Raw genomic sequence first — 24,081 nt, forward strand, 5'->3', positions numbered from 1 at the left:
CCACAGAAGTTAGAATTCTGACTTTCTCCACCAAAAATTAAAAAGCCTGCAGTCACTTCACTGCAGGCTTTTTATTTAACTAAAGAATGATGCTTTGTGAAGCCCCATCAGCTACTCTAAACTGCTTATTTCGGAATCCTTTATAGGGTATTTTTCCGTAGTAATATTAACACAGGCAGTGAACCCCCTACACTGCCGGAAAACACCTATAGATAAAGGCTTTATCCAAATAAGAACGCCCTGTTTCTACCTTGGCTTCACCTTAAAGCTTGCGCTTGTATAGAACTAAAGATTGAAATATTTTCATATATTAGATACATATTCAAAGGGCTCTACTTACACATCAAAATTCATCTTCCACCTTGGTAGTTATTTATAATAGCAAGTAGAAGAGCCTGAATGAATATCTGGCAGGATTAATGTAAGCCATCTGTCGTTTTTGGCGTATTTTTACAACATCAATCCTTAACCAGAAAGCTGGAGAAAGGATAATCACCTTAAGTGCAAGTATTTATAGTAGCATTTCGAATTTATGAAGATCGTATACCCTGCCCTGATTGCTTTCTGTTTGCTGCAGCCCGCTGTGAACGCCACGGCCCAAACCCTGGCCACGCCTCCTGCCAGCAGCAAGCCTGCTGTCGCCAAAGGACAAGATTCTAACCTGGGAGCGAAAGTCAATGCTATTATAAAGAAGCAGAGTCCCCAAACCACTACCACACCGGTAAAGCCAGGTACGGCGGTTTCTACCTCGGCAGCCACTACCACCCAAACGCCTACGGGCCAAACCAACCCTACTGCTGCGGCAGCGGGTGCGACGGCAGGTGCTGCGGCGGAGAGCCCAAACAAACCCTCTGCCGTTACCCAGCGGCTGAGCAAAGTAGACCGGCTTATCATTGAGCGGGAGCAGTTGGTGCTCAAATATGACTACCTCAAAACCCAGAGCAACAATTTCTGGGGCAAGGCCTCTAAAGAAGACCTGCTGGCTGTGGTAGAAGCCCTCAAAGAAGTTCTGCAGAAAGATGAGCAGATCATTCAGGCGGTAGAGCAGTCTAACCTGGAGACCCGCCGTGCCATGGCCAAACGGGCCGCTGAATTGGAAGCCGAGTCCAAAAAACTCAACAGCCAGGTACGCGGCGACAAACGCGTCATCACCGACAACATCTACGACCTCAAAACCTCCCTGGCCAACGCCCAGAACCTGCTCAGAAACAAAGACCGCAAGGTGAAAGACCTGGAGGAGCAATTGCAGGCGTCTAAAGATGCCCGGTTTGACCATGACGCCATTGCCGCTTTCTTCGCCATGCTGTGCCTGGTGCTGGTGGGCTATATTGTGCGGCTCCGAGGTCAGTTGGCCAGCAACCGCGATGCGAAGCGCGTGAAAGCATGAGTGAACGCCTGGTGCCCGCGGCCAAATACCTAACCTACACCGAGGCCATCGGGCTGTACAATGCCCTTACCCAGGTGGGCGTAGTGGCTATGGTCAAAACCTGCGGGCCGCCCAGCCTACCCTTCGGCGATGGGTTGTACTACCAGCTTCAGCTCCAGAAAAAAGACCTCGCGGCGGCTCAGCCCGTTTTAGAGGAGTTTTCCCAAAAACAAGCTCAAATCAGCGAGGAGGCGCAAACCTGCCCCCATTGCGGCTCCGTATACGTATGGCCTGAGCGCGATCTGGCCTGGTGGAAGAAGTTGGTTTACGCCGGCACCACCGTGTACAAGTGCCAGAACTGCAGCCATTCATTCTTTTCATAAGACATTAGTATTTAAGCGCTAGATGTTAGAAAGACTGATTCTGGAGAGATATCTAAGAATCCAGTATCCAAAATCTACTATCTAGCGTCTTACCACATAAATGGACAAAATTCTGAACGAATTATTAGACGTGCGGGCGCTCCTGAAACTAGAGCAGGACGAGGACCGCAAACAATACCAACTCAAAAACGCCCAGACCAGCATCACCGAGCGCAAGCGCCTGGGCATCTGCTGGTATCCGGTGAACGTGATCAAACAGCAGGTGGGTTTTGGCAACAAGATGGTGGTGGAACTGGAGCGCATCTCGGGCCGCGACCAGCTGCACATGTTCCAGGCCGGTTCCTCGGCGGCTCTTTTCACCAACGGCGAAGGCGGTGCCCTCAACGGCGTGGTGCTGGAAGTGAAGCGCAACAAACTGCGCCTGGCCACTTCCCGCGAAGACCTCCCCGACTGGATTGAAGGCGGCTCGCGCCTAGGCGTGGAATTGACCTTTGACGAGGTGAGTTACCGTGAGATGGAGTTCGCCCTCATGAAGGTGATGGAGGCGGAGAAAACCCGGTTGGCGCAATTGCGTGATATCCTCCTGGGTGCCGAACCCGCCATCTTCCGCCGCGAGCGCGAGGTCACCCCCATTCCGGCCCTCAATGACTCGCAGAACGCCGCCGTCAAGAACATGATGCAGGCCAAGGATGTAGCCATCATCCACGGACCTCCGGGCACTGGCAAAACCACCACCCTGGTACAAGCCATCCTGAAGACTTTGGAAGCGGGTGAGAAGAAACTGTTGGTCACGGCTCCCAGCAACACCGCCGTGGACCTGCTCACCGAGAAACTGGCCGAACAAGGCGTGAATGTCATCCGCATCGGGAACCCGTCCAGGGTGTCTGAGGTCCTGCTGGAACACACCCTGGATTCCCAGATCATGCACCACCGCGAATACAAGCAACTCAAAAAGCTCCGGAAACAGGCGCAGGAATACAAGTCCATGGCGGGCCAGTACAAGCGCAATTTCGGACATGAGGAGCGGCAGCAACGCCAGTTCATGAAAGAGGAAAGCAAGCGCATCCTGTCCCAGGCCGATGACATAGAAGATTACATCACCGAGGATCTGCTGGACCACGTGGAGGTAATCACCTGTACGCTGGTGGGCTCTGCGAACCGGGCCATTCGCCACCTGCAGTACGACACCGTGTTCATTGACGAGGCCGCACAGGCCCTGGAACCCGCCTGCTGGATTCCCATCACCCGGGCAAACCGCGTGGTGCTGGCCGGCGACCACCACCAGTTGCCGCCCACCGTCAAATCCATGGCTGCCGAGCGCGGCGGACTGGCCAGAACCCTGTTTGAGAAGTGCATTGAGCGCCAACCCGAGACCGCCGTCATGCTCACCACCCAGTACCGCATGCACGAGCACATCATGGGCTTCTCCAACGGGCAGTTTTACCGCGGCGAGCTGCAGGCCCACCAAAGCGTGGCCTCTGCCACCCTGCCCGACGTACACCCGGTGTTCCAGCCCGGACTCATTGTGGAGTTCATTGACACGGCCGGCTGCGGCTTCAATGACCAGACCATTGGCGAGGGCAGCAGTACCGCCAACCCCGAGGAAGCCGATGTCCTGATCAAGCACCTGGTGAACCTGCTCATGCCGTATGAACCCGTGGGCAAGGACGAGGAACTCCCCGAGAAACCGTTGCGCATCGGGATTATTTCGCCGTACCGCGCCCAGATCAACTACCTCAATGATCAGGTAGAGCATCAGCCCAAACTGGCGGCCATGCAGGCGCGCCGGCAACTCTCGGTGGGGACGGTAGACTCTTTCCAGGGCCAGGAGCGCGACATTATCTACATCAGCATGGTGCGCAGCAACCCTGAGGGAGAGATAGGTTTCCTGGCGGATATCAGGCGGATGAACGTGGCCATGACCAGGGCCAAAAAGAAGATGGTGATTGTGGGCGACAGCGCCACGCTGGGGCAGCACCCCTTCTACCAGGAATTCCTGACATACGCCGAGAACATTGGGGCTTACCGCAGCGCCTGGGAACTGCTTTCCACCGACCCTGAATAAATCCTTTGGCGCGGCTGCCACGTTAGAGGCAATAAAGGGACTTTTTCAAAAACGAGCCCAAAACCGATGGTCTCCCTTTTTGGCCCCGGCCGAAATGCGTGATACTTTCCGCTGAATTTCTACCTTTACATCTATCAACCATAAACGGTTCACCAAATGAAAATAGAAGAGAACAAAGTGGTGTCGCTCACCTACGAGCTACGTGTTACCGACGAAGAAGGCGAAGACACCCTGGTGGAAACCGCCGACGAAGAAAATCCGATGGTCTTTTTGTTTGGTGTGAGCGGTCTGCCTGAGAAATTTGAGCAGGAACTGGAAGGCAAAGCTGCGGGTGACACATTCAAATTCACCGTGGCCTCTGATGAAGGATACGGCGACCTGGACGAGTCTGCCATTGTACCCGTACCTAAGAACGTGTTTGAGGTAGACGGCAAAATTGACGAGGATATGGTGCAGGTAGGCAACTACATTCCCATGTCTGACAACGAAGGCAACCACATGCAGGGCCGCATTGTAAGCGTGGAGCAAGACCACGTACTCATGGACTTCAACCACCCACTTGCCGGCATGGACATGCACTTTGAAGGCAAAGTGATCAGCGTACGCGAAGCCACCAAAGAAGAAATCTCCCACGGCCACGTGCACGGCGAAGGCGGGCACCACCATTAATATTCAACCAGTAACCACAAGAAACCAAGTTGTTTCTAATCTGGTAATATAAGCAAACAGAACAGCCAACCTTAATGGGTTGGCTGTTCTGTTTTTAAGGCTTTTTCAAGAAACTGGCCTTTAAATAAAAACGGTTCAAAACCCTTTTAGCATCCTCTCTTTAACTCGTCCTCCACAAGTTTATATTGCTTCAGGGTGCCAGCATTGTCAATTGAAAGTTTCAGTGCGCGTTTGTAGTTCTAAAGACTAAGTTTAAGGAAGTTAAAGCCAAAAATGATGTTGGAAGTGATGGAAGTTTTAGACTCCAAAGTTGCAATGGCAAAGCGTCTGTACATCACAGTCTTCCCATAATGCTTCTTTCCTTCTCAAGACCATGTGTTTTGTTTTTGGTCACTAAAAAATTATAAAAACCGATGGATGATATGGAGTACAACTGGTGCTTTGTTTCAGTGGAAAAATTTCAAAAACGTGCCAAAAAGAAACACCCGTAACTTCCTTAGAAAAGCTCCTATTAAGGTCCATGAGTTCCTCTTTTCAATCAGGATAAAAGAATTACTTCTTTCTGAACGTAGTGCTGAAGCTCTGGGAAAAACCGCTCGAACTCCAACTGGTAGAACGAATAATTTAGGAGTAGCTCCTCTCCTGCAGTTTCCATCCCAGAGTCAAACTTTGCCCGTGAACTCAGGCCCTGGAGCGCCCTGGTAATGCCTTCTATTTGAGCATACGAAACTAGCCAGTTGTGGCGCACCATGTACGGCAAAAAATGGTGCACCCTTTCGGGTAGCAGCTCAGGGCGGGCTTGTACCTGGGCATAGGCTAATTGGGCGAAATCTGGTAAGGGCTGCGGGCTGAAGGCCTGGAAATTGGCCGCCAAAAAATGGTCATAGTAGACATCGGCGACTACGGCGGCGTACTTCCTGAATTTAGGCCTTAACCGCTCTTTCGTTTCTGCCACAATGGGGTGCGAATCAGTGAAGGAGTCTATGAGGCGGTGTAGCCTGATGCCCTGCTGCACGCGGTCTGGGTAAAGCAGGGTCTGGGCCCCGCGCACGCTGTCGGCAATGAAGTTTCCCAGGCGCAGGTCCTCATCGTCACCAGATAGAAATAAATGGGCCAGGTAATTCAAGGCATCGGGTTTAAACCAAAGGTACGTATTCTGGTTATGAAAAGACGATTGGCCGCAAAAAGAACCCTAGGCGGATGCCACCCGTATTCCTGTAAAGCATTTATTGACCTCATCTAACTATGGAAAATCAACAAAGCGAAAAACAGGGCGACTTGAAAGCCCTTATAGACAAGATCAAAGACATTGACACGGCTATGTTCAGCACCGTGGAGCCCGATGGCACCATCCGGTCGCGGCCCATGCGCCACATGACGGTGCAGCAAGATGGCACCATCTGGTTTTTCACCGGCTATGAGTCAGGCAAATCACACGAGATAAAGCAGGACAGCCACGTGAACCTGAGCTACGCAAAACCCAATGACACCCTGTATGTGTCCGTATCTGGCCATGCGCAGGTGCTGCGGGACCAGCAGAAGATTGACGAACTCTGGAACCCAGCCCTGAAAGCCTGGTTCCCCGAAGGAAAGGATGATCCAAACATTGGGCTCATCAAAGTGACCATTGACCAGGCCGAGTACTGGGATACGCCCAACAGCGCGGTGGTTCACCTCTTCGGCGTGGTGAAGGCGGCGCTCACCGGCGAGCCGGCCAGGCCAGGCGAAAACAAAAAGATCAATTTGTAGTTCTGTTAAGAAAGGGAGTTTCGGCTCCCTTTTTTCATGCCTGCGCGGGTGTTTGTTTGGCTTCCGATTTTAGGCTACTTTTAAGAAAACAGGCGTAAAACCTTCATTACATATCCTTGCTTGGCACCTCCCGCTCCTTCTGCTCCCGCCCATACCACCCTTTCCCTGTTTGGCGTGAAGCCCGGCCATTGGCGCTGGGGATTGGCCCAGATGGGTACCTCCCTCCCAGCGCTGCAGAAGGTAAAAGGCCTCAGTTTTTATAAGCTGTTGGGCAGCGGCCAGGGCCGAGGCTTCAGCCTTAAGCCCAACTGGTACCGCTACGGCTTTATGGCTACCTGGGAGAGCCCGGCCGCGGCCGAAGACTTTTACCAGGGCCACCCCCTGCTGGAAGAATACCGCCAGCACACCTTTGAGCAGTACACTCTGGCCTTGCGTCCGCTGCAGGCGCACGGCCTGTGGAGCGGCCGCAATCCATTCACCCAGGAGACCCATCCCTCCCCGGTAAACGCGCCCATCGCTGTGCTTACCCGGGCCTCTATCCGCCTGACGAAAGCCATCGATTTTTGGAAAAACGTGCCAAAAGCCAGTGCCAGCCTAGATCATGCGGAGGGACTATTGGGCTCCATCGGGTTGGGTGAGGCTCCCTTTGTCCGGCAGGCTACCTTCAGCCTCTGGCGTGATGAGGCCACCATGAAAGCCTATGCTTACCGGATGGCCGAGCACCGTGAGGTTATCAAACGCACCCGCACCCAGGGCTGGTACTCAGAGGAGCTGTTCGCGCGTTTTACGCCGCTCTCCAGCCAAGGCACCTGGAACGGCGAAGATCCGCTTGCCGGGTTGCTGTAGATTTAATATAAAAAGCCTTGTACAAAAATTTGTACAAGGCTTTTTATATTTAGATTACCTAATTAGTCAATGTTTATGGTGATGTTACTGAGATAGATGGTCCTAAGTAATGTAAATAATTATCCTCAAGCTTTAGTTATCATTCTTAAAAATAAACAAGAACAGGCTAAGAAAACATCTTCTTATATCTCTCCAAGTCTCAATTTAGCAGGTCCCACATCATTACTAGATACTTTTAAGAACTCAGATGAATCACTTAAAACAATAACGTGATTTTTAAATAGGTCTAACCAAATTGAGGGCCTGTAAATATATTTGACATCGTTGTAAGTAAGCCAAATACCGGCCAAGGCAGTTGCATTGGTTCCACCAATAAAGATAGACTCGGAATAGATTATGTCCGAAATACTTCCGGCGCCAAGTTTAAGGTTTACAGAACCATTGACTTCGGGATTATCAATGTAAGTCTCTAAAATCAATTCTTGTTTAGTAGTATTTTTGATTTGGTAGCTTAACGTTCCCGGATAAACATGTACTTCTTTAGAACTACTAATATTCCCAACTGTTAAAGTAACAGAATAGGTACCTGGCATTTTATAACTATGAGTAACATTATAACTTGCCACTAAGGATGTTCCATCTCCAAAATTCCATTTGTAATCTATACCTTTTAACGAATCTTCAGCCATAAACTCAAAATCATTATGCAAATAATCTGTGTCTTTTTGTATAATGAAATTGGCGTTAAGTTGATCAACTTCCTCGAATCGATCTTTACAAAAAGAAAACAATAAAGAAATAAAACAAATCAGCAGTAAATAAATCTTTCTCACCATTAAAATTTAATAATTAATTATAAAAACTTATTTAATAAAAATCAACACAATTATAAGCAATAATTTAAGCTTCTATTTTGGGGTATTTCAATCCAATACTGGAAATATAATGGTCAACCTATATTTTTTACTTCTTAATATCATAAATTCAAGAAGCTACTGTTCAATAGATATTAAAAGCTAAATATAGTTTATTAAAAATATACTTTCAAACCAACTAGTGGAATATTTGAGATTCCAAATGTTTATTAGAGTTGCCTAGAACAAGCTAATCTTCTTTGAGCATCAATAATTAATCTGTAGTAATCTAGAGCCGACTTTAATCAATTAAAATTTTATTACTTATCTATTCTTACGATTTTAATCAAGCAGCCCTGCGGATAAACTAGTAAAAGGCACATCAAGCAAAAACGGCCACAAAACGTATTGATTAGGCTACAAAGAAATTCCTTACTTTTGCCTTTGGCCCTTTCTGGCCTGTTGAACCTGAACCTAATACCTGAAACCATACCCATGTCTGAGTACGATTACCGGAATATTGAGCAGAAGTGGCAGCGCTTCTGGAGCGAGAACAAGACGTTCAAAACCGATATCAACCCAAGCAAACCCAAGTTCTACTCCCTGGACATGTTCCCGTATCCGTCTGGGGCCGGGCTGCACGTAGGGCACCCGCTGGGCTACATCGCCTCTGACATTGTGAGCCGCTACAAGCGCCTCAAGGGCTTTAACGTGTTGCATCCCATGGGCTTTGACTCGTTTGGCTTGCCCGCCGAGCAGTACGCCATCCAGACCGGGCAGCACCCTGCCGTGACCACCAAACAGAACATTGAGCGCTACATTGAGCAGCTGAACAACCTGGGATTCTCTTTTGACTGGGACCGCGAAGTGCGCACCTCAGACCCCGATTACTACAAGTGGACCCAGTGGATCTTCATGCAGCTCTTCAACAGCTGGTACAACTATGCCACGGACAAAGCCGAACCAATTGACACGCTCGTAGCGGAGTTCAAGATGCGCGGCAACACCCACGTGAACGCCGCCTGCGACGAAGACACCCCGCACCTGACCGCCGATGCCTGGTCCCGTTTGTCTGAGAAAGAACAACAGGATTTTCTGCTCAAATACCGCCTGACGTTCCTCTCCGAAGCCGTAGTGAACTGGTGCCCGCAGTTGGGAACCGTTCTGGCCAATGACGAGGTGAAGGACGGCGTTTCTGAGCGCGGTGGTTACCCGGTGGAGCGCAAACTCATGAAGCAATGGATGATGCGCATCACGGCTTACGCCGAGCGCCTGCTTCAAGGCCTAGACACCATTGACTGGCCAGAGCCGGTGAAAGAGATGCAGCGTAACTGGATCGGGAAATCGGTGGGTGCTGAGCTGCACTTTCAGGTAGACGGCCACGAGCACAAGCACATCACCGTGTTCACCACCCGCATAGACACCATCTTCGGGGCGAGCTTTGTGGTGCTGGCGCCTGAGCACGAGTACGTGGAGGACATCACCACCCCTGAGCAGCGCGCCGAAGTAGAAGAATACGTGACCTGGGCCAAGAACCGCTCTGAGCGCGACCGCATGTCTGATGTGAAGCACGTGACGGGAACGTTCACGGGTTCTTACGCCATCAATCCTATCTCTGGGGAGAAAATCCCGGTTTGGATCGCGGATTACGTGCTGGCGGGTTACGGAACCGGTGCCGTGATGGCCGTACCGGGCCACGATACCCGTGACTACGCCTTCGCGAAGAAATTCAACCTGCCTATCCCGGAAGTAGTGGCCGGTGGTGACCTTACCAAAGAAGCGCACGCGGCTAAGGAAGGAAAAATCATCAACTCGGATTTCCTAAACGGATTGGACGTGAAAGACGCCATCAAGGCCGGAATCCAACGCGCTGAGGAACTGGGCGTAGGCAAGGCCCGCATCAACTACCGCATGCGCGATGCCGTGTTCGGCCGTCAGCGGTACTGGGGTGAGCCGGTGCCGGTGTACTACCAAGATGACATTCCAGCCCTGCTGGAAGAAAAGGAACTGCCTTTGGTTTTGCCAGAGGTAGACGCTTACCTGCCCACCGAGACCGGTGAGCCGCCGCTGGGACGGGCGCAAGGTTGGAAATACCGTGGCAAGTATGAGTATGAACTGAGCACCATGCCCGGTTGGGCCGGCTCCAGCTGGTACTGGTACCGCTACATGGACCCTCAGAACGACCAGGAATTCGCCAGCAAGGAAGCCATTGACTACTGGCAGAACGTGGATTTGTACATCGGTGGATCTGAGCACGCCACGGGTCACCTCCTCTACTCCCGCTTCTGGAACAAATTCCTCTTTGACCTCGGGCTTGTGAATCAGGACGAGCCGTTCAAAAAGCTCATCAACCAAGGCATGATCCAGGGCCGGTCTAACTTTGTGTACCGCATCAAAGATTCCAACACGTTTGTTTCCTACGGGTTGAAAGACCAACACGAGACCACTGCCCTGCACGTGGATGTGAACATCGTGGAGAATGATGTGCTTGACCTTGAGAAATTCAAAGCCTGGAGACCTGACTTTGCAGATGCGGAGTTCATTCTGGAGGAGGGCAAATACGTGGTGGGCGTGGAGATTGAGAAGATGTCCAAATCCAAGCACAACGTGGTGAACCCCGATGTCTTGGTAGAGGAATACGGCGCCGATACGTTGCGCATGTACGAAATGTTCCTGGGGCCCTTGGAGCAGTTCAAACCCTGGAATACCAACGGCATGGACGGCGTGTACAAATTCCTGCGCCGCTTCTGGAAACTGTTCTTTGATGAGGAAGGTACTTTTACCGTGACCGACGAGCAACCTACCCCGGCCGAGCTGAAGTCGCTGCACAAGACCATCAAAAAAGTAGAGGAAGACATTGAGCGTTTCTCCTTCGGGACCAGCGTGAGTCAGTTCATGATCTGCGTAAACGAACTCACCTCGGCTAAAACGAAGAAGCGCGCCATCCTAGAACCATTGACGGTTGTATTGGCCCCTTTCGCGCCGCACATCACGGAGGAACTTTGGAGCAGATTGGGCCACCAGGAGAGCATCACCTACGCCGCTTACCCAGCATGGAAAGAGGAATTCCTCACCGAGAGCACCTTTGACTATCCTATCTCCATTAACGGCAAGGTAAAAACCAAACTCACCTTCGACCTTAAAACTCCTAAGGAGGAAGTAGAGAAAGTAGTTCTGGCCTCTGAGCAGGTGCAAAAACTTCTGGAAGGCAAACCGGTGAAGAAAGTGATCGTGGTTCCGGGTAAAATCGTGAACGTGGTGATCTAAGGTTTTTGCCTGATTTTCTAAAATAACCCTAAAAACAGAAAAGGTCAGCTACTATAGCTGGCCTTTTCTGTTCACATGCCCCTTATTTCTTCTGGTTTCCTTTACCGGCCCAAACCTAATGGGGATAACATACCTGATGGGCATTTTCCTTCCGTTGTGCATTCCAGGGGTAAACTCCAGTAATTGAACCACCCGCATCGCTTCTGCATCGGTTTCTTTTGTAAGGCTTTTCAGGAGAATTGGCTCCCTTACCTGACCTGTGGAATCAATAACGAATTGCACCACTACCGTACCTTCCGCACACTCCTTGTATCTTAAATTACGTTGAATAAACGTTAACATGGAAGGCAATCCTCCGTGTTTGTATTCAGGTTGTTGTTCAATTGGAAAAATACAGATCAGTGTATCTGTTACTTCACCTTTTGCCTTCTGAATGGTTGAATAATCAGGTGGCCTATTTTGCCCCAAGCTACACTTGGAGGACAGAAAAAGAGAAAGGATAATTAAGAGTATAGCAGTAGGTTTTAGAATCTTTTTGTAAAATGCAGGTCTAAAACAGGACGCTATCCTGCCCTGCATTCCATACAATATCAACCCTATACAAGATAAAATTTATCATCTATGAACATTTATCATCTATGAACAAACGCTATGATATTCTCCTGGGCTTAGCCTTGTTAGCGGCCGTAGCAACCGGATACTTCTTCAACCAGAACAGGTATTTTCATGTGACCACCGGCGAGGAAGTCAACAAAGCAGTTTTTAATGGCTTTGAGAACAAAGCCAAATGGCAGGTGGAGTGGCACTTCAACTATGAGGCTGGCTTTACTGCCGGAATCGGTACCCTGGGCCTCGGGTTAATCCTGTTTGGCGTGGCTGGAAAAAACCGGAGAAGAGTCTCCAGAGTAAGCTGATTTGTTCCGGTTTCCTTTACAGCCCTAACTCCGCTCTCACCTTCTTCGTCATTCCGGCTACCACCAGATCATACGAGTGGTCAATGAGTTCGGTCATCAAACCCATCGGGAGGAAAGCCTCCGGGAGGACGGTGTTCCAGTGTTTCTTGCTCATGTGGTACCCTTCCTTGATGGCAGGGTACTGCTCTCTTAGTTCCACCGCCCGCTCCGGGTCACATTTCAAAGCAATGCCAGCGACGTAGTCAGACAGGCTGCAAAGGGCAAACATTTTACCAGCCACTTTGAAGACCAGCGTGTCCTGGTCAAACGGAAGGGTTTCTTCTACGTGCGGTTTGCTTAGGCAATACTCTCTTAATTCTTCAATGTTCATAGGGCTTGAAGGTAACTAAAAAAGCCGCCTTCCCAAAGCGGGAAAGCGGCTCCTATTTTAAGCCTTGGCCTAAATAGACTACGCTACCGTTTCTTTCTCGGCAGTAGGCTCCTGCACCAGCGTTGTCTCAGTTGCGTGCTCCGCAGCGGTGAGTTGCTCATAGGTAAGAGGCTTTTCAAAGTCCATAGCGGTTTCCTCTTCAGCGGAGGCAAGCTCTGACGCTGTACCTTTTTTACGGTTGAAGAACCTTTTCAGGCCGCTGAACAACGCCACCAAAGCCAGGGCAATCAGTTTCCAGAACTTCAGGGCAGCTAACAAAATCACTTTGAAGAACTTGGCGAACAAAGCGAAAAACCCAACCTTGGCCAATACCTTACCAGCAATTAGCCCTCCTATTCCGTAGGAAGCCACTTTGTCTAAGGAAGGATTGAAGTCGGCGTACTGGTTTCCATCGTTGAACTCCACGCTGGCCAGCAGGGCCGGAATATCTTTCTTAATACCCGGCAGCATGTTCATATCCCCGATGGCGTTCAGCATCAGGTAGCCTTTCCGGCCCAGAATCCGGATGTTGTAGTTGAGCGTGTTCACGCCTTCTTCCTCGCCAAACTTCAGCTCCTTGGCCCAGTGCAGTTTATGGGAAGCAGCGTCGTAGAAAGGCGCCACGGCCCAACCCACCAGTTCCACCGGCTGATAGCCTTGTTCCACCCGTGCCTCGTTCTCAGACTCCGTATCGGCTTGCATCTCCTCCAGCAGGTCGGTATAGTTGATGTCTTTGGCGTCATCGTCTTTGATGTACCCGTCTTCTGAGTAGGTCACGTCAATGGCCCACGATTCCGCATCGGCGGGCCCGCTGGCTTCCGGGAAAAGCATGCCCAAAGAACCATCTCCGGGAGGGTTGCCCCAAAGATCGGTCAAGACCTGGTTACTTTTTTTCGCGTCAAGGTACTTGTAACCTTTGGGAACCATGATTTTGGCGATGCCGTCTTTAAGCACGATTTCGCCGGTCTTAAAGGAATAGGAGGCGTTGACACTGTCTCGCCACACCTTTAGAGAATCTACCCCGGCAGCATACATCAGCTGAGGCAAGGCGCAAAAAAGAAAGGTAAAGAGTAAAAGTTTTCTCATGTACTAATTGAATAAAGGGTGTAGGTTAGATTTTAGAACTAAATTAAGCTTATTTGTTGAATCTCAGTGGCGTAGAGCTGAAAATAAAAAATCCGGCGCCGGGCCGGATTCCTATAATAATCTTCTTGAGGTCTCTGAAAGACCGCCTCTAACATGAAAATTCCCATTTAAGGGCCGTTTTCTAGAAACTGCCTCCTAAATGGGAATATATCCTTATAGTTGAAACAATTAGCGCATCATCAGTTTAAACACAAGGTAGACTAACCCGCACAGGAACATGATCATAGACACCTTATTAATGGTGTGCATGGTGCGCAGGTTGAAATTGGTTTTGCGGTTTGGGTCCTTCTTGCGGAAGAAGTAAGTTGCCACTTCGGTGAAATCAAATAGGCCTTTCATATAGGTTATTATCTGCTGTTTAGTGTGCTTCTGTATACTATTAGAACAATCTTGGGCCTGGAATGATTTACCTGAATGCAAATATATTTAGGCCTCTACTCCTACCGGCTCATTCCAATTTCCGTCTTCCCTAATGAGCTCAATCAACTCATCCACCGCGCGTTCCTCGGGCACCGATTTCTTGATCACCTGCTGTCCGCGGTACAACGCGATCTTGCCTTTGCCCACGCCCACGTAGCCGTAATCGGCGTCGGCCATCTCGCCGGGACCGTTCACAATGCAACCCATGATGCCAATCTTCACGCCCTTGAGGTGATCGGTGCGCTTCCGGATCATGGCGGTGGTTTCCTGCAAATCAAACAAGGTGCGCCCGCAGCTTGGGCAGCTGATGTACTCGGTCTTGCTCATGCGCGTGCGCGCCGCCTGCAGAATCCCGAAGGAGAGTTTGTTCAGGCTTTCCAGGGTGAAAAGCCAGTCTTCTTTGCTGCGGGTGCTCAGGTCCTGGGTGCTTAGCAGCACGCCGTCCCCGAAACCGTCAATCAGCAGCCCACCCACATCCGTGGCCGCGTAGAGCTGCACCTGTTCATCGGTGAGGTCTTCGTAAGAGCGCTTGATGATGACCGGCACGGGTTGCCCCTGGTTCATGAGCCGGATGAACGCCTTGCGCTGCTCGGGCATGGCATGCTCGTTCTCCGTCTCCAAAACCAAAACCACATCCGGCCGATTATGGAGCGTTTCTATGAAATCATTGGTTAACTGGCCCAGCGATACCTGCACGAAGTTCAGCTGCGGATGAAAGCTGCTGGCCATTTCAAACTGCACAGCAGTGTACAGCGGGTAACGCTCCTCGCGCTGCTCCGCCTCCAGCCATGCGGTGTAATCCACGATCTCTTTGAGGCCGTTGGGCAACATGAACGAGATAGGTGCGCTGCCGGTGTAGACGTAATCCGTGCCTTGGTCAGACATATGGAATTTGTCCAGCGCAGGTGAGTAAATGTGCCCTACCGGACGCAGGTCCTCGTAGGTGATTTCTTCCATGCGACTCAAGTCAGCAATTACCCGGGGTACGTTGTGGCCGCCCAGGTTCAGGACTTCGCGTGTTTCGCGGCGGTGGTACTGGTACGGGTTGTACGGTAAATTGCAGATGGGTTTGATAGGCGTGTGCCCAGCCCGGGTGGTGTAGCGGTCAATGAGCATTTTGGCCACCGGCGCTTCCAGTTCAGGAGCCTCAGTAAGGGAAACCCGCACGGTATCGCCTAAGCCATCTTCCAGCAAAGTACCAATGCCCACCGCTGATTTCACGCGGCCGTCCTCGCCTTCCCCGGCCTCGGTCACGCCTAGGTGCAATGGATAAGGCTGTAGTTTTTCTTCTTCCAGTTTCTGCACCAACAAACGGTAGGCCTGCACCATCACCTGGGTATTGCTCGCTTTCATGGAAAGCACCACGTCATAGTAGTTAAGGTCTTCGCAGATGCGCAGGAACTCCAGCGCGCTTTCCACCATGCCTAGCGGCGTATCGCCGTAGCGGCTCAGGATGCGGTCAGACAAGGAGCCGTGGTTCGTGCCAATGCGCATGGCCGTGCCATACTCCTTACAGATTTTCACCAAAGGCGTGAAGCGTTCCCGGATGCGGTCCAGCTCGGCCTGGTACGTAATGTCTGTGTATTCAATTACCTGAAATTTCTTTTTATCGGCGTAGTTGCCGGGGTTTACGCGCACTTTCTCTACCAACCTCGCGGCCAGTTCGGCGGCGTTGGGCGTAAAGTGGATGTCGGCGATCAAGGGCACGTGGTAGCCGCGCAGGCGCAGCTCCTTTTTGATCTCGCCCAGGTTCTCGGCTTCCTTCACGCTGGGCGCGGTGATGCGCACGTACTCACAGCCGGCCTCCACCATCCGGATGACCTGCTCCACCGAGCCCAATGTATCCATGGTGTCTACGGTAGTCATAGACTGCACCCTGATGGGGTTTTCGCCCCCCATGGCCAAATCGCCAATACGGACTTCACGGCTGAGGCGACGGGTATAATCGGTGAGGCTAGGGCAATAGATTCCGCCCAGAGAAAGGGATTCTGTGTTCATGGGAAATGATGTTTCCATATTTCTTTAACCAACGGCCAAACCAGATTGTTCAGCGTAGCTTTTGTAAAAGTACGAGGTTTTTTTGAGCTGTGCTCTTATGTGTTTGCCTGCCTGTACACCAAAAACTCTTCCAATATTAAATGCTTAAGCTTGACATAGCATTTTATTTTCAGGCTAAAAAACCAAAAACAGGCACATTCTGGAAGTATCCACTTGCTTTAACTACTTATACCTTAGAGGTTAAACTCATTACAGGGCAGATTTTTTGATCTTGGGAGCTGCTTTTTGGGTTCATTGGCCTCATGGCGTTGGGCTTCCATTTGCATGAAACAGAAAACACCTATGTTAAATAGGCGTACAATATTATGGTAAACTAACTGGAACTATGTCTCTACTGTTTTTATCCCAAAGCCAACGCCAGGTAACTGCCTTGCTCCGGAAAGCAGGCATGGACAACATCAACATTCCCAACACCATCCAAACCACCCGCGAAACCGCTGAGAATTGGCTTTACCAGGAAATGGAGCAGGGCAATCTGCCCCTGGTTTTCCAGATGGTGAAAGGCGATTGCCTGGAGAAAGACTCACAGCTTTTGTTTGATGAACTGAAGGATGTGGTGGTGGCCAAGTACATCATGCGCATGGGCATGGCCTATGACGCCGCCTCCAAGACCGCCTCGGTGATTTTGCCCTTTATCCTGAAGGCCATGGTGGAGTTGCTCCAAAAAAACCCTATGTTCAAGAACTGGTGGGACAACCTGGACCTGCGCAAACACCTGCCCAGCAAAGAAGACATCAAGTCAAAATTCAGGACCGTGGGCAAATCTTTTTCCGGCAACCAGTCATCAGAAAACAGCGCCTTCGCTTAAACAAAAGAATTGTTTTAAGGCCGATTTTTCAAAAGAAGGCTTAAAATGGCTTTACTGCTTTTCTTTAACTATAAGCCAACGATCCTTTACTCCTGCTCTGTATCACCATTCCTTAGCAAAGGATCTTCTGTGGAGGCATTGGCCTCGCCTTGTTCTTTGAGGCGGTCAATGCGGTTGGCGATGCGGTGATGGACGCGGTCGTCTTGCAGGTAGGTTTGCTGGTCCAGGTCAAATTCTGCGGGGTTGAACTCCCGGGCCAGTTCATGCAATTGGTAAATATAGGTGTCAATGCGGTTGATGGCCTCCGACACAAATTCACTGGCATGGTCATTTTCCTCAGATAGGCCTTCCTTTACTTCCTCAGCCTGCCGTATCTCTTGCTGAATGACCGCCTCGGGCTGGGTTCCTTTCATGCGTTCATTCTCTAGCCGTTTCTTGAATTCTGGGATGTCAAAGTCCATAAGCGTTGTATTTGATCCTTGTTGGTTTAACCGAGTACGTGTTATCTGCCTCTGAGTTAAGTCTGTAAACTAACCAAATTGCTGGTTTACCCGTAGCTTCAAGAAAACCCCTTATTACCCAAATATGCCCGTTCCCTTTCTTCAGAGAAGCCATGCCTTTGCGGCGCAGCTGCTGCACAAAGCCGGTTTAAAGGCCAGCCAGATTCCGCAGGCCATTCAGGTTACCCGCGAGACCGTGGAGCAGTGGCTGCAGAAAGAACTGGAAAGCGGCAACGCTCAACAGGTGCTGGAGGTTCTCAAAGGCCACGTACAGGAGAAAGGCCCCAAACTCTTGTTTGATAAACTGAAGGATATGCTTTTGGTACGGCTTATGCTGCACCTGGGAATCAGAAGCGCTTTGGCTTCCAATATTGTCACCCTCATTCTGCCGTTCGTGCTCAAGCGGATCTTTGACCTGGCCAGGCAAAACCCCAAGATGCAAGCCTGGTGGCGCGAACAGGAATGGCGCGAGCAGATGCCTACCCTCAGCCAGATCAAATCCAGGATAAAGGAACTGGGGCAAAATTTCTCCCCTAACCGAACGAACCCACCAAGTGATCAACCGCTGTTTATTTGATTAGAGTCACCTGACCGATACATCGATTTAAGGCTGATCTTGAAAAACGAGCCAAATAAAAGGATAGAAACAAAAAGCCCCTGCTCACTGGCAGGGGCTTTTTGTTTCTAAGAATACGTTCTATTAATGACGGAACATCATCTCGCGGTATTTCACCAATGGCCACTGCTCATCGGCTACAATCAGCTCTAGTTTGTCTACGCTGTAACGGATGGTCTCAAAGAAAGAAAGCACTTCATCGGTGTACATGATAGCCCGCTCGCGGGTGTCTTCAATCTTGTTGGCCACTTTGCGTTGCTCAATCATGGCATCCACGTTCGACTTGATGGTGGTCAAGTGACTTGAGATGGTTTTGATGGTTTCCAGCGTGGATTGGGTGTACTCGTTGTCTTCCAATCCAATATCGCGAAGACCTTTGATGTTCTCCACCAGAGTGGTCTGGTAAGCGATGGCGGTAGGAATGATGTGGTTCATGGCCAGATCCCCCATCACACGGGCCTCAATCTGCACCCGCTTGATATAATCCTCAAGCAGAATGTCATGACGGGCATGTAACTCACGGGAACTGAAGATGTTGTGCTTGGTGAAGATCTCCATAGCGGTCTCATCTACCAGTTTGTCCAGAGCCTGCGGTGTCTTGCGGATGTTGCTCAACCCACGACGCTCGGCTTCTTCTTCCCACTCCTTAGAGTACCCGTTTCCTTCAAAACGCACGGCTTTGGAAGAAATCACGTACTCGCGCAGCACATCAATAATGGCTACTTCTTTTTTCTTGCCCTCGGCCATCATGGCATCCACGCTGTTTTTGAAGTCGATCAACTGATCAGCGACAATGGCGTTGAGGGTGGTCATGGCGTTGGAGCTGTTAGCCGAGGAACCTACCGCGCGGAACTCAAACTTGTTACCAGTGAAGGCAAAAGGCGAGGTACGGTTACGGTCGGTGTTGTCCAGCAGGATTTCAGGGATCTTGTCGATGCCCAGTTTCAGGTACACGTTATCGCCTTTGTCCAAAGGCAATTTGGCGGTACGCTCCAGTTCATCCAGAACCTCGGTCAATTTTTTACCCACGAACACAGACATGATGGCCGGTGGAGCTTCGTTAGCACCCAGACGGTGGTCGTTGCTCGCAGACGCGATGCTGGCACGCAGCAGATCGGCGTAGCGGTGCACCGCTTTCACGGTGGTGATGAAGAAGGTAAGGAACTGCAGGTTTTCTTTCGGCCGACGGCCCGGGGCGAACAGGTTCACGCCGGTGTCGGTGCTTAGGGCCCAGTTGTTGTGCTTGCCGCTTCCGTTCACGCCTTTGTATGGCTTCTCGTGCAGCAATACCTTAAAGTGGTGCTTCTCAGCCACACGGTCTAAGATATCCATTAACAATTGGTTATGGTCTACGGCCAGGTTGGCTTCTTCAAAGGTAGGAGCGCACTCAAACTGGTTAGGTGCCACCTCATTGTGACGGGTTCTTAACGGAATGCCCAACTTGTGCGACTCGGCCTCAAAGTCAATCATGAAGGCGTGCACGCGGGAAGGAATGGCTCCGAAGTAGTGGTCTTCCAGCTGCTGGCCTTTGGCCGGCTCATGGCCAAACACGGTTCTGCCGGTCATCACCAGGTCTGGGCGGGCTTCGTACAAGGCGCGGTCTACCAGGAAGTACTCCTGCTCAATACCCAACGTAGTAGTTACCCTGGTGACGTCTTTGTCAAAGTACTGGCAAACATCCAGGGCCGCTTTCTCTACCAGGTTAAGGCTTTTCAGCAAAGGCGCTTTGAAGTCAAGGGCCTCACCGGTATAGGAAACGAAGATAGTAGGGATACAAAGGGTCTTGGCGCCGGCGTTTTCAATGATGAAGGCCGGTGAGGTTGGGTCCCAGGCAGTATAACCGCGGGCCTCAAACGTGTTCCGGATGCCGCCGCTTGGGAAGGAAGAGGCATCTGGCTCTTGTTGTACCAGGGCGCTGCCTTTGAATACCTCAATGGCACGTCCGTCTGAGCTCAGGTCAAAGAAAGAGTCGTGTTTCTCGGCGGTCTCCCCGGTCAACGGCTGGAACCAGTGGGTGTAGTGGGTAGCACCACGGCTCAGGGCCCAGGTTTTCATGGCTCCCGCCACGGCATCGGCTAGGTTACGGTCTACTTTGCTGCCGGTTTTAATGGCAAACTGCAGGCGTTTGAAATAATCTCCTGCCAAAGTAGCGCGCATGGCCTCTAAACCGAATACGTTACTTCCATAATAATCAGAGATTTTGTCAGAAGGTAGCTTCACCTCTACTGGCGTCCGTTGGTTTACCAACTCAAGCGCCTTAAAACGAAGAATGGCCATGAAATTTGTTTGTGATGAAAAGATGCATCAAATGTAGGGTAGAAAATCATACTTTCAAGCATTGCCCCTATTTTTTTAACTACTTTTTTAAAACTTACCTCTACTTTCAAGAGAACAACCCTCTATTTACACACCTATTTTCCCAAACAAGCATTAGAATTACCTCAACACCCCCTCAAAATACATAGTCTTCTAAAAAGACGCTCTTTTTTGCCGATGTCCTTTATGCGGTATATTTGACCCGTGAAAAGAATACTATTCAAAGCCTTCGGGTATTTTTTCTTCTGGACTCTCTTATTTGAGATATGCCGGGCAGTTTTCCTCCTCTATCATTCTGCCAAAACCGATGCCTTAACCTCTGGTGAGATCGGGAAAGTGTTCTGGTACGGTCTCCGGATGGACCTTTCCTTCGCCGCTTACCTGAGTGTGATTCCGTTCCTGCTCTTTTTGAACGAAGTGGCTTTCAGAAAAAGGGTCTTTTTGAAAATTGTCTCTGTTTTCACCTATGTGCTGCTCCCTATTCTGGTGCTGTTGGTGACCATTGACCTGGAGCTGTATTCGGCCTGGGGTTTTAGGCTGGACTCTACCCCTCTGCAGTACCTTAACACGCCCGCCGAGATGCTGGCCTCTACGGCATCGGCCCCGGTCTGGCTCTTGGCGCTCCTTTATTTATTGCTGCTGGTAATTGGCGTGGTAGGCTACCGATTCCTCAGCCGGAATTGGGCTGTTTCTCCAAAAAGAGGCGTAAAACAACTATCCGGTGAACTTCTGCTCAGTCTGTTTCTGCTTGCGTTGTTGGTGCTGCCTATCCGGGGCGGTTGGCAGCAGATTCCCCTGAACCAAAGCGACGTTTACTTTTCTTCCAAACTTTTCGCGAACCATGCGGGCGTGAACGTGCCTTGGAACGTGATGCACTCTTTGCTTAAAAAGAACCACAACACCAAAAACCCTTACCAGTACCTGGACGAGAAACAGGCCCAGGCCATGGTGCAGGAGTTGTACCAGTCCAAAAATGATTCTGTTCCTTCTTTGCTTCGGGTGAAAAAGCCTAACGTGCTGTTCATCATTCTGGAAAGCTACACCGCCAAGTTCATCGGGGCGCTGGGTGGCCCGGTGGAGGTGACGCCTAACTTCAACGCATTGGCCAAAGAAGGCATCCTGTTCCAGAACATCTACGCCGCCGGCGACCGAAGCGAGAAAGGCATGGTGGCGCTCCTAAGCGGCTACCCGGTGCAGACCACCACCTCCATTATCAAAACCCCGAAAAAGACGGAACGCCTGCCCCAATTTGCCTCAGAGCTGAAAAGGCTGGGCTATGGCACCAGCTACTACTACGGCGGGGAATTGGCCTTTGCCAACATCAAGTCTTACCTCATCAACGGGCAGTATGACAAGCTGGTGGAGAAGTCTGATTTCCCGAGCGAGAACTACAACTCCAAGTGGGGTGTGCATGACCATATTCTGTTTGACCGGGTCTTAGCCGAGCACCAAAACCCCAAGCAGCCGTTCTTCACCACCGTCTATACCCTCAGCAGCCACGAGCCCTATGACATTCCCATTCCGGTCAAGTTCCCGGGCACCGATGAGGAAACCAGGTTCAAGAACGCTTTCTACTACACAGACTGGGCTTTGGGCCGTTTCCTCTCTGCCGCAAAGAAAATGCCCTGGTGGCAAAACACGCTGGTGGTGCTGGTAGCCGACCATGGGCACCATTTCCCCGGCCGTGACCAGAACGATGCCCCCAGCAAATTCAGGATTCCCTTGCTCATGACCGGCGGGGCCTTGGCCGTGAAAGATACTGTGGTGACGAACATCGGGTCCCAAACCGATCTGGTGTCTACCCTTCTGCAGCAGATGGGACAACCCACCCACCAGTTTGCTTGGAGCAAAAACCTGCTGGATGCCAAGGCTACCCCGTTTGCTTTTTACGTCTTCAACGATGGCTTTGGGATGGTCTCACCGCTAGGCGCCGTCACCTTTGACAACGTCTCCCAAAAACCAATCCTCCGCGACCCTGGAGTTACAGACAAGCAGGTAGAGCAAGGCAAAGCCTACATGCAAACCAGTTTCGGGGATTTCCTGAAGAAGTAGTGGTTGATGGCTGATTGTTAGTTGCTGATTGTTTTTAGGCTTGTTTTCTGGAAATCAGCTTAAAAACATCTTCAGACTAATCAGTGATTGTTGTAGGGGCACCTCTTGTGGGTGCCCTTTTGCTTGGGCAGTCGTATGATAATCTACCTTGAGAATTACTCGCGTGGCATAACGACGCTTGCTCTTGGTTTTAGACCTGATTTCCAGAAAACAGCCCTAAAACAACCTTCTAACTGACAACTATCAACAGACAACTTATAACTATTTCCCGTTTCTCCGTACCTTTGTGCCTTGATTATGAAAAAGGTAGCATTCTATACATTAGGCTGTAAGCTCAATTTCTCTGAGACTTCTACCCTCTCCCGCATTTTCCAGGAGCGTGGGTTTGAGAAGGTGGAGTTTACAGACACCCCAGATATTTACGTCATCAACACGTGCTCCGTCACCGACAATGCCGACAAGAAATGTCGGAAAGTGGTGAAGGAAGCGCTCAAACACTCGCCTAACGCGTTCATTACCATTGTGGGCTGCTACGCCCAGCTCAAACCAAAAGAGATTTCCGAGATCCCCGGGGTGGATGCCGTTCTGGGCGCCGCCGAGAAATTTCAGTTGGTAGACATCCTGGAGACGTTTGAGAAGAAAGACGCCCCGCAGGTCCACGCCAGCCCGGTATCGGAGGTCAATACCTTCGTGAACGCCTACTCCTTCGGGGACCGCACCCGTACGTTCCTCAAAGTGCAGGACGGCTGCGATTATTCCTGCACGTTCTGCACCATTCCGCAGGCCCGGGGCAAAAGCCGCAGCAACACCATTGAGAAAGTGGTAGCCGAGGCCCGCAGCATCGGGGACTCCGGCGTGAAAGAGATTGTGCTCACTGGCGTGAACACCGGCGACTTCGGGTTGCAAGAAGGCGTGCGCGTGGAGAACTTCTACCAGCTTATCCAGGAACTGGACCAGGTGGAGAACGTAAGCCGCTTCCGGATTTCTTCTATCGAGCCTAATCTTTTGAGTGAGGAGATCATCAATTTTGTGGCAGGCTCTCAGCGCTTTATGCCGCACTTCCACGTACCGCTGCAGTCGGGTAGTAACAAGGTGCTGAAACTCATGCGCCGCCGTTACCTGCGCGAGCTGTATGCCCAGCGGGTAGAATGGATCAAGACCGCCATGCCGCACGCCTGCATCGGCGTAGACGTGATCGTGGGCTTCCCCGGTGAGACCGAAGAAGATTTCCTGGAGACCTACAACTTCCTGAACGGGTTGAACATCAGTTACCTGCACGTGTTCCCGTACTCTGAGCGCGCCAAGACCCTGGCCTTGGATCTGCCGAGCGTAGTGCCGCAGAAAGAGCGGAACCGCCGCGCCGATATGCTGCGCATCCTGTCTGAGAAGAAAAAGCGCGCCTTCTACGAAAGCCAGATCGGGTACGAAGGAAAGGTCTTGTTTGAAGCCGATATCACCGATGGCTTTATGGAAGGTTTCACCGAGAACTACGTGCGCGTAGTAGCCAAATATGATCCAGTGCTGGTAAACGAGCAGAAACATGTTCGGCTCACGAACATCACGGCTGCCGGATTAATGGAGGCTGAGGAAACGTACCATGAACTGCTGGCGCACTAACGCGCTGCACCTACACCATATAATAG

The 24,081-nt window shown here is 50.8% G+C and carries 21 protein-coding genes; 12 read left to right on the plus strand and 9 right to left on the minus strand.

What is annotated here, in order from left to right:
- Positions 1–532 precede the first annotated feature (532 nt).
- The 4 genes from FOA19_RS13640 (at position 533) to FOA19_RS13655 (ending at position 4,483) form a co-directional block, all read left to right on the plus strand.
- Positions 533–1,387, plus strand: a complete 855-nt coding sequence (locus FOA19_RS13640) for a hypothetical protein (RefSeq protein ID WP_149091352.1) — start codon at positions 533–535, stop codon at positions 1,385–1,387.
- Positions 1,384–1,749 (plus strand): hypothetical protein, encoded by a 366-nt coding sequence (locus FOA19_RS13645; protein WP_149091353.1) that lies wholly within the window; start codon positions 1,384–1,386, stop codon positions 1,747–1,749. Before FOA19_RS13640 ends, FOA19_RS13645 begins: the two co-directional genes overlap by 4 nt.
- 100 nt (positions 1,750–1,849) lie before the next feature.
- The gene (locus tag FOA19_RS13650) at positions 1,850–3,814 is read left to right on the plus strand and encodes an AAA domain-containing protein (protein ID WP_149091354.1); all 1,965 of its coding nucleotides are present in this window, start codon (positions 1,850–1,852) and stop codon (positions 3,812–3,814) included.
- A gap of 156 nt (positions 3,815–3,970) precedes the next feature.
- A complete protein-coding gene (locus FOA19_RS13655) occupies positions 3,971–4,483 on the plus strand; it encodes an FKBP-type peptidyl-prolyl cis-trans isomerase (protein ID WP_149091355.1) in 513 nt (170 codons plus the stop codon).
- 538 nt (positions 4,484–5,021) lie between these two features.
- On the opposite strand, the gene FOA19_RS13660 is transcribed toward FOA19_RS13655, so the two are convergent.
- Positions 5,022–5,609, minus strand: coding sequence for an acyl carrier protein phosphodiesterase (locus FOA19_RS13660; RefSeq protein WP_149091356.1), 588 nt, complete (start codon positions 5,607–5,609; stop codon positions 5,022–5,024).
- A gap of 119 nt (positions 5,610–5,728) precedes the next feature.
- Between FOA19_RS13660 and FOA19_RS13665 the strand changes: the two genes are divergently transcribed.
- Positions 5,729–6,232 carry a pyridoxamine 5'-phosphate oxidase family protein gene (locus FOA19_RS13665; protein ID WP_149091357.1) on the plus strand — a complete coding sequence of 168 codons (504 nt, stop codon included), beginning with the start codon at positions 5,729–5,731 and terminating at the stop codon, positions 6,230–6,232.
- A 120-nt stretch (positions 6,233–6,352) separates the two neighbouring features.
- Entirely contained in the window at positions 6,353–7,078 is a 726-nt protein-coding gene (locus FOA19_RS13670; protein WP_149091358.1) for a spheroidene monooxygenase, read from the plus strand.
- A gap of 182 nt (positions 7,079–7,260) precedes the next feature.
- Here the strand turns inward: FOA19_RS13670 and FOA19_RS13675 are convergent, their stop codons facing one another.
- Positions 7,261–7,914, minus strand: a complete 654-nt coding sequence (locus FOA19_RS13675) for a PKD domain-containing protein (protein WP_149091359.1) — start codon at positions 7,912–7,914, stop codon at positions 7,261–7,263.
- A 513-nt stretch (positions 7,915–8,427) separates the two neighbouring features.
- Between FOA19_RS13675 and leuS the strand changes: the two genes are divergently transcribed.
- The gene (gene leuS / locus FOA19_RS13680) at positions 8,428–11,199 is read left to right on the plus strand and encodes a leucine--tRNA ligase (RefSeq protein ID WP_149091360.1); all 2,772 of its coding nucleotides are present in this window, start codon (positions 8,428–8,430) and stop codon (positions 11,197–11,199) included.
- 51 nt (positions 11,200–11,250) lie between these two features.
- Here the strand turns inward: leuS and FOA19_RS13685 are convergent, their stop codons facing one another.
- Positions 11,251–11,778 (minus strand): energy transducer TonB, encoded by a 528-nt coding sequence (locus FOA19_RS13685; protein WP_149091361.1) that lies wholly within the window; start codon positions 11,776–11,778, stop codon positions 11,251–11,253.
- 59 nt (positions 11,779–11,837) lie between these two features.
- Here FOA19_RS13685 and FOA19_RS13690 point away from each other — a divergent pair, with 59 nt between their 5' ends.
- Positions 11,838–12,113: a hypothetical protein gene (locus tag FOA19_RS13690; protein ID WP_149091362.1), complete on the plus strand. Its 276-nt coding sequence runs from the start codon at positions 11,838–11,840 to the stop codon at positions 12,111–12,113.
- A 16-nt stretch (positions 12,114–12,129) separates the two neighbouring features.
- On the opposite strand, the gene FOA19_RS13695 is transcribed toward FOA19_RS13690, so the two are convergent.
- The 4 genes from FOA19_RS13695 to ispG form a co-directional block, all read right to left on the minus strand.
- Positions 12,130–12,483 carry an MmcQ/YjbR family DNA-binding protein gene (locus tag FOA19_RS13695; protein WP_149091363.1) on the minus strand — a complete coding sequence of 118 codons (354 nt, stop codon included), beginning with the start codon at positions 12,481–12,483 and terminating at the stop codon, positions 12,130–12,132.
- Positions 12,484–12,561: 78 nt separating this feature from the next.
- Positions 12,562–13,608: a DUF2167 domain-containing protein gene (locus FOA19_RS13700; RefSeq protein ID WP_149091364.1), complete on the minus strand. Its 1,047-nt coding sequence runs from the start codon at positions 13,606–13,608 to the stop codon at positions 12,562–12,564.
- A 228-nt stretch (positions 13,609–13,836) separates the two neighbouring features.
- The gene (locus tag FOA19_RS23385) at positions 13,837–14,007 is read right to left on the minus strand and encodes a DUF6728 family protein (protein WP_190300401.1); all 171 of its coding nucleotides are present in this window, start codon (positions 14,005–14,007) and stop codon (positions 13,837–13,839) included.
- An 87-nt stretch (positions 14,008–14,094) separates the two neighbouring features.
- Complete coding sequence (ispG, locus tag FOA19_RS13705) at positions 14,095–16,086, minus strand: (E)-4-hydroxy-3-methylbut-2-enyl-diphosphate synthase (RefSeq protein WP_190300402.1); 1,992 nt, start codon at positions 16,084–16,086, stop codon at positions 14,095–14,097.
- Between the two features lie 385 nt (positions 16,087–16,471).
- Between ispG and FOA19_RS13710 the strand changes: the two genes are divergently transcribed.
- The gene (locus tag FOA19_RS13710) at positions 16,472–16,954 is read left to right on the plus strand and encodes a hypothetical protein (protein ID WP_149091365.1); all 483 of its coding nucleotides are present in this window, start codon (positions 16,472–16,474) and stop codon (positions 16,952–16,954) included.
- Between the two features lie 86 nt (positions 16,955–17,040).
- On the opposite strand, the gene FOA19_RS13715 is transcribed toward FOA19_RS13710, so the two are convergent.
- A complete protein-coding gene (locus FOA19_RS13715) occupies positions 17,041–17,415 on the minus strand; it encodes a hypothetical protein (RefSeq protein ID WP_149091366.1) in 375 nt (124 codons plus the stop codon).
- 124 nt (positions 17,416–17,539) lie between these two features.
- Here FOA19_RS13715 and FOA19_RS13720 point away from each other — a divergent pair, with 124 nt between their 5' ends.
- Positions 17,540–18,031 (plus strand): hypothetical protein, encoded by a 492-nt coding sequence (locus FOA19_RS13720; protein WP_149091367.1) that lies wholly within the window; start codon positions 17,540–17,542, stop codon positions 18,029–18,031.
- Positions 18,032–18,154: 123 nt separating this feature from the next.
- On the opposite strand, the gene FOA19_RS13725 is transcribed toward FOA19_RS13720, so the two are convergent.
- The gene (locus tag FOA19_RS13725; protein ID WP_149091368.1) at positions 18,155–20,347 is read right to left on the minus strand and encodes a glutamine synthetase III family protein; all 2,193 of its coding nucleotides are present in this window, start codon (positions 20,345–20,347) and stop codon (positions 18,155–18,157) included.
- A gap of 243 nt (positions 20,348–20,590) precedes the next feature.
- Here FOA19_RS13725 and FOA19_RS13730 point away from each other — a divergent pair, with 243 nt between their 5' ends.
- Complete coding sequence (locus FOA19_RS13730) at positions 20,591–22,438, plus strand: LTA synthase family protein (RefSeq protein WP_149091369.1); 1,848 nt, start codon at positions 20,591–20,593, stop codon at positions 22,436–22,438.
- A gap of 297 nt (positions 22,439–22,735) precedes the next feature.
- Positions 22,736–24,055 (plus strand): tRNA (N(6)-L-threonylcarbamoyladenosine(37)-C(2))-methylthiotransferase MtaB, encoded by a 1,320-nt coding sequence (gene mtaB / locus FOA19_RS13735; protein WP_149091370.1) that lies wholly within the window; start codon positions 22,736–22,738, stop codon positions 24,053–24,055.
- Positions 24,056–24,081 lie beyond the last annotated feature (26 nt).

This window comes from Rufibacter hautae, from assembly GCF_008271695.1.
Lineage (GTDB): Bacteria > Bacteroidota > Bacteroidia > Cytophagales > Hymenobacteraceae > Nibribacter > Nibribacter hautae.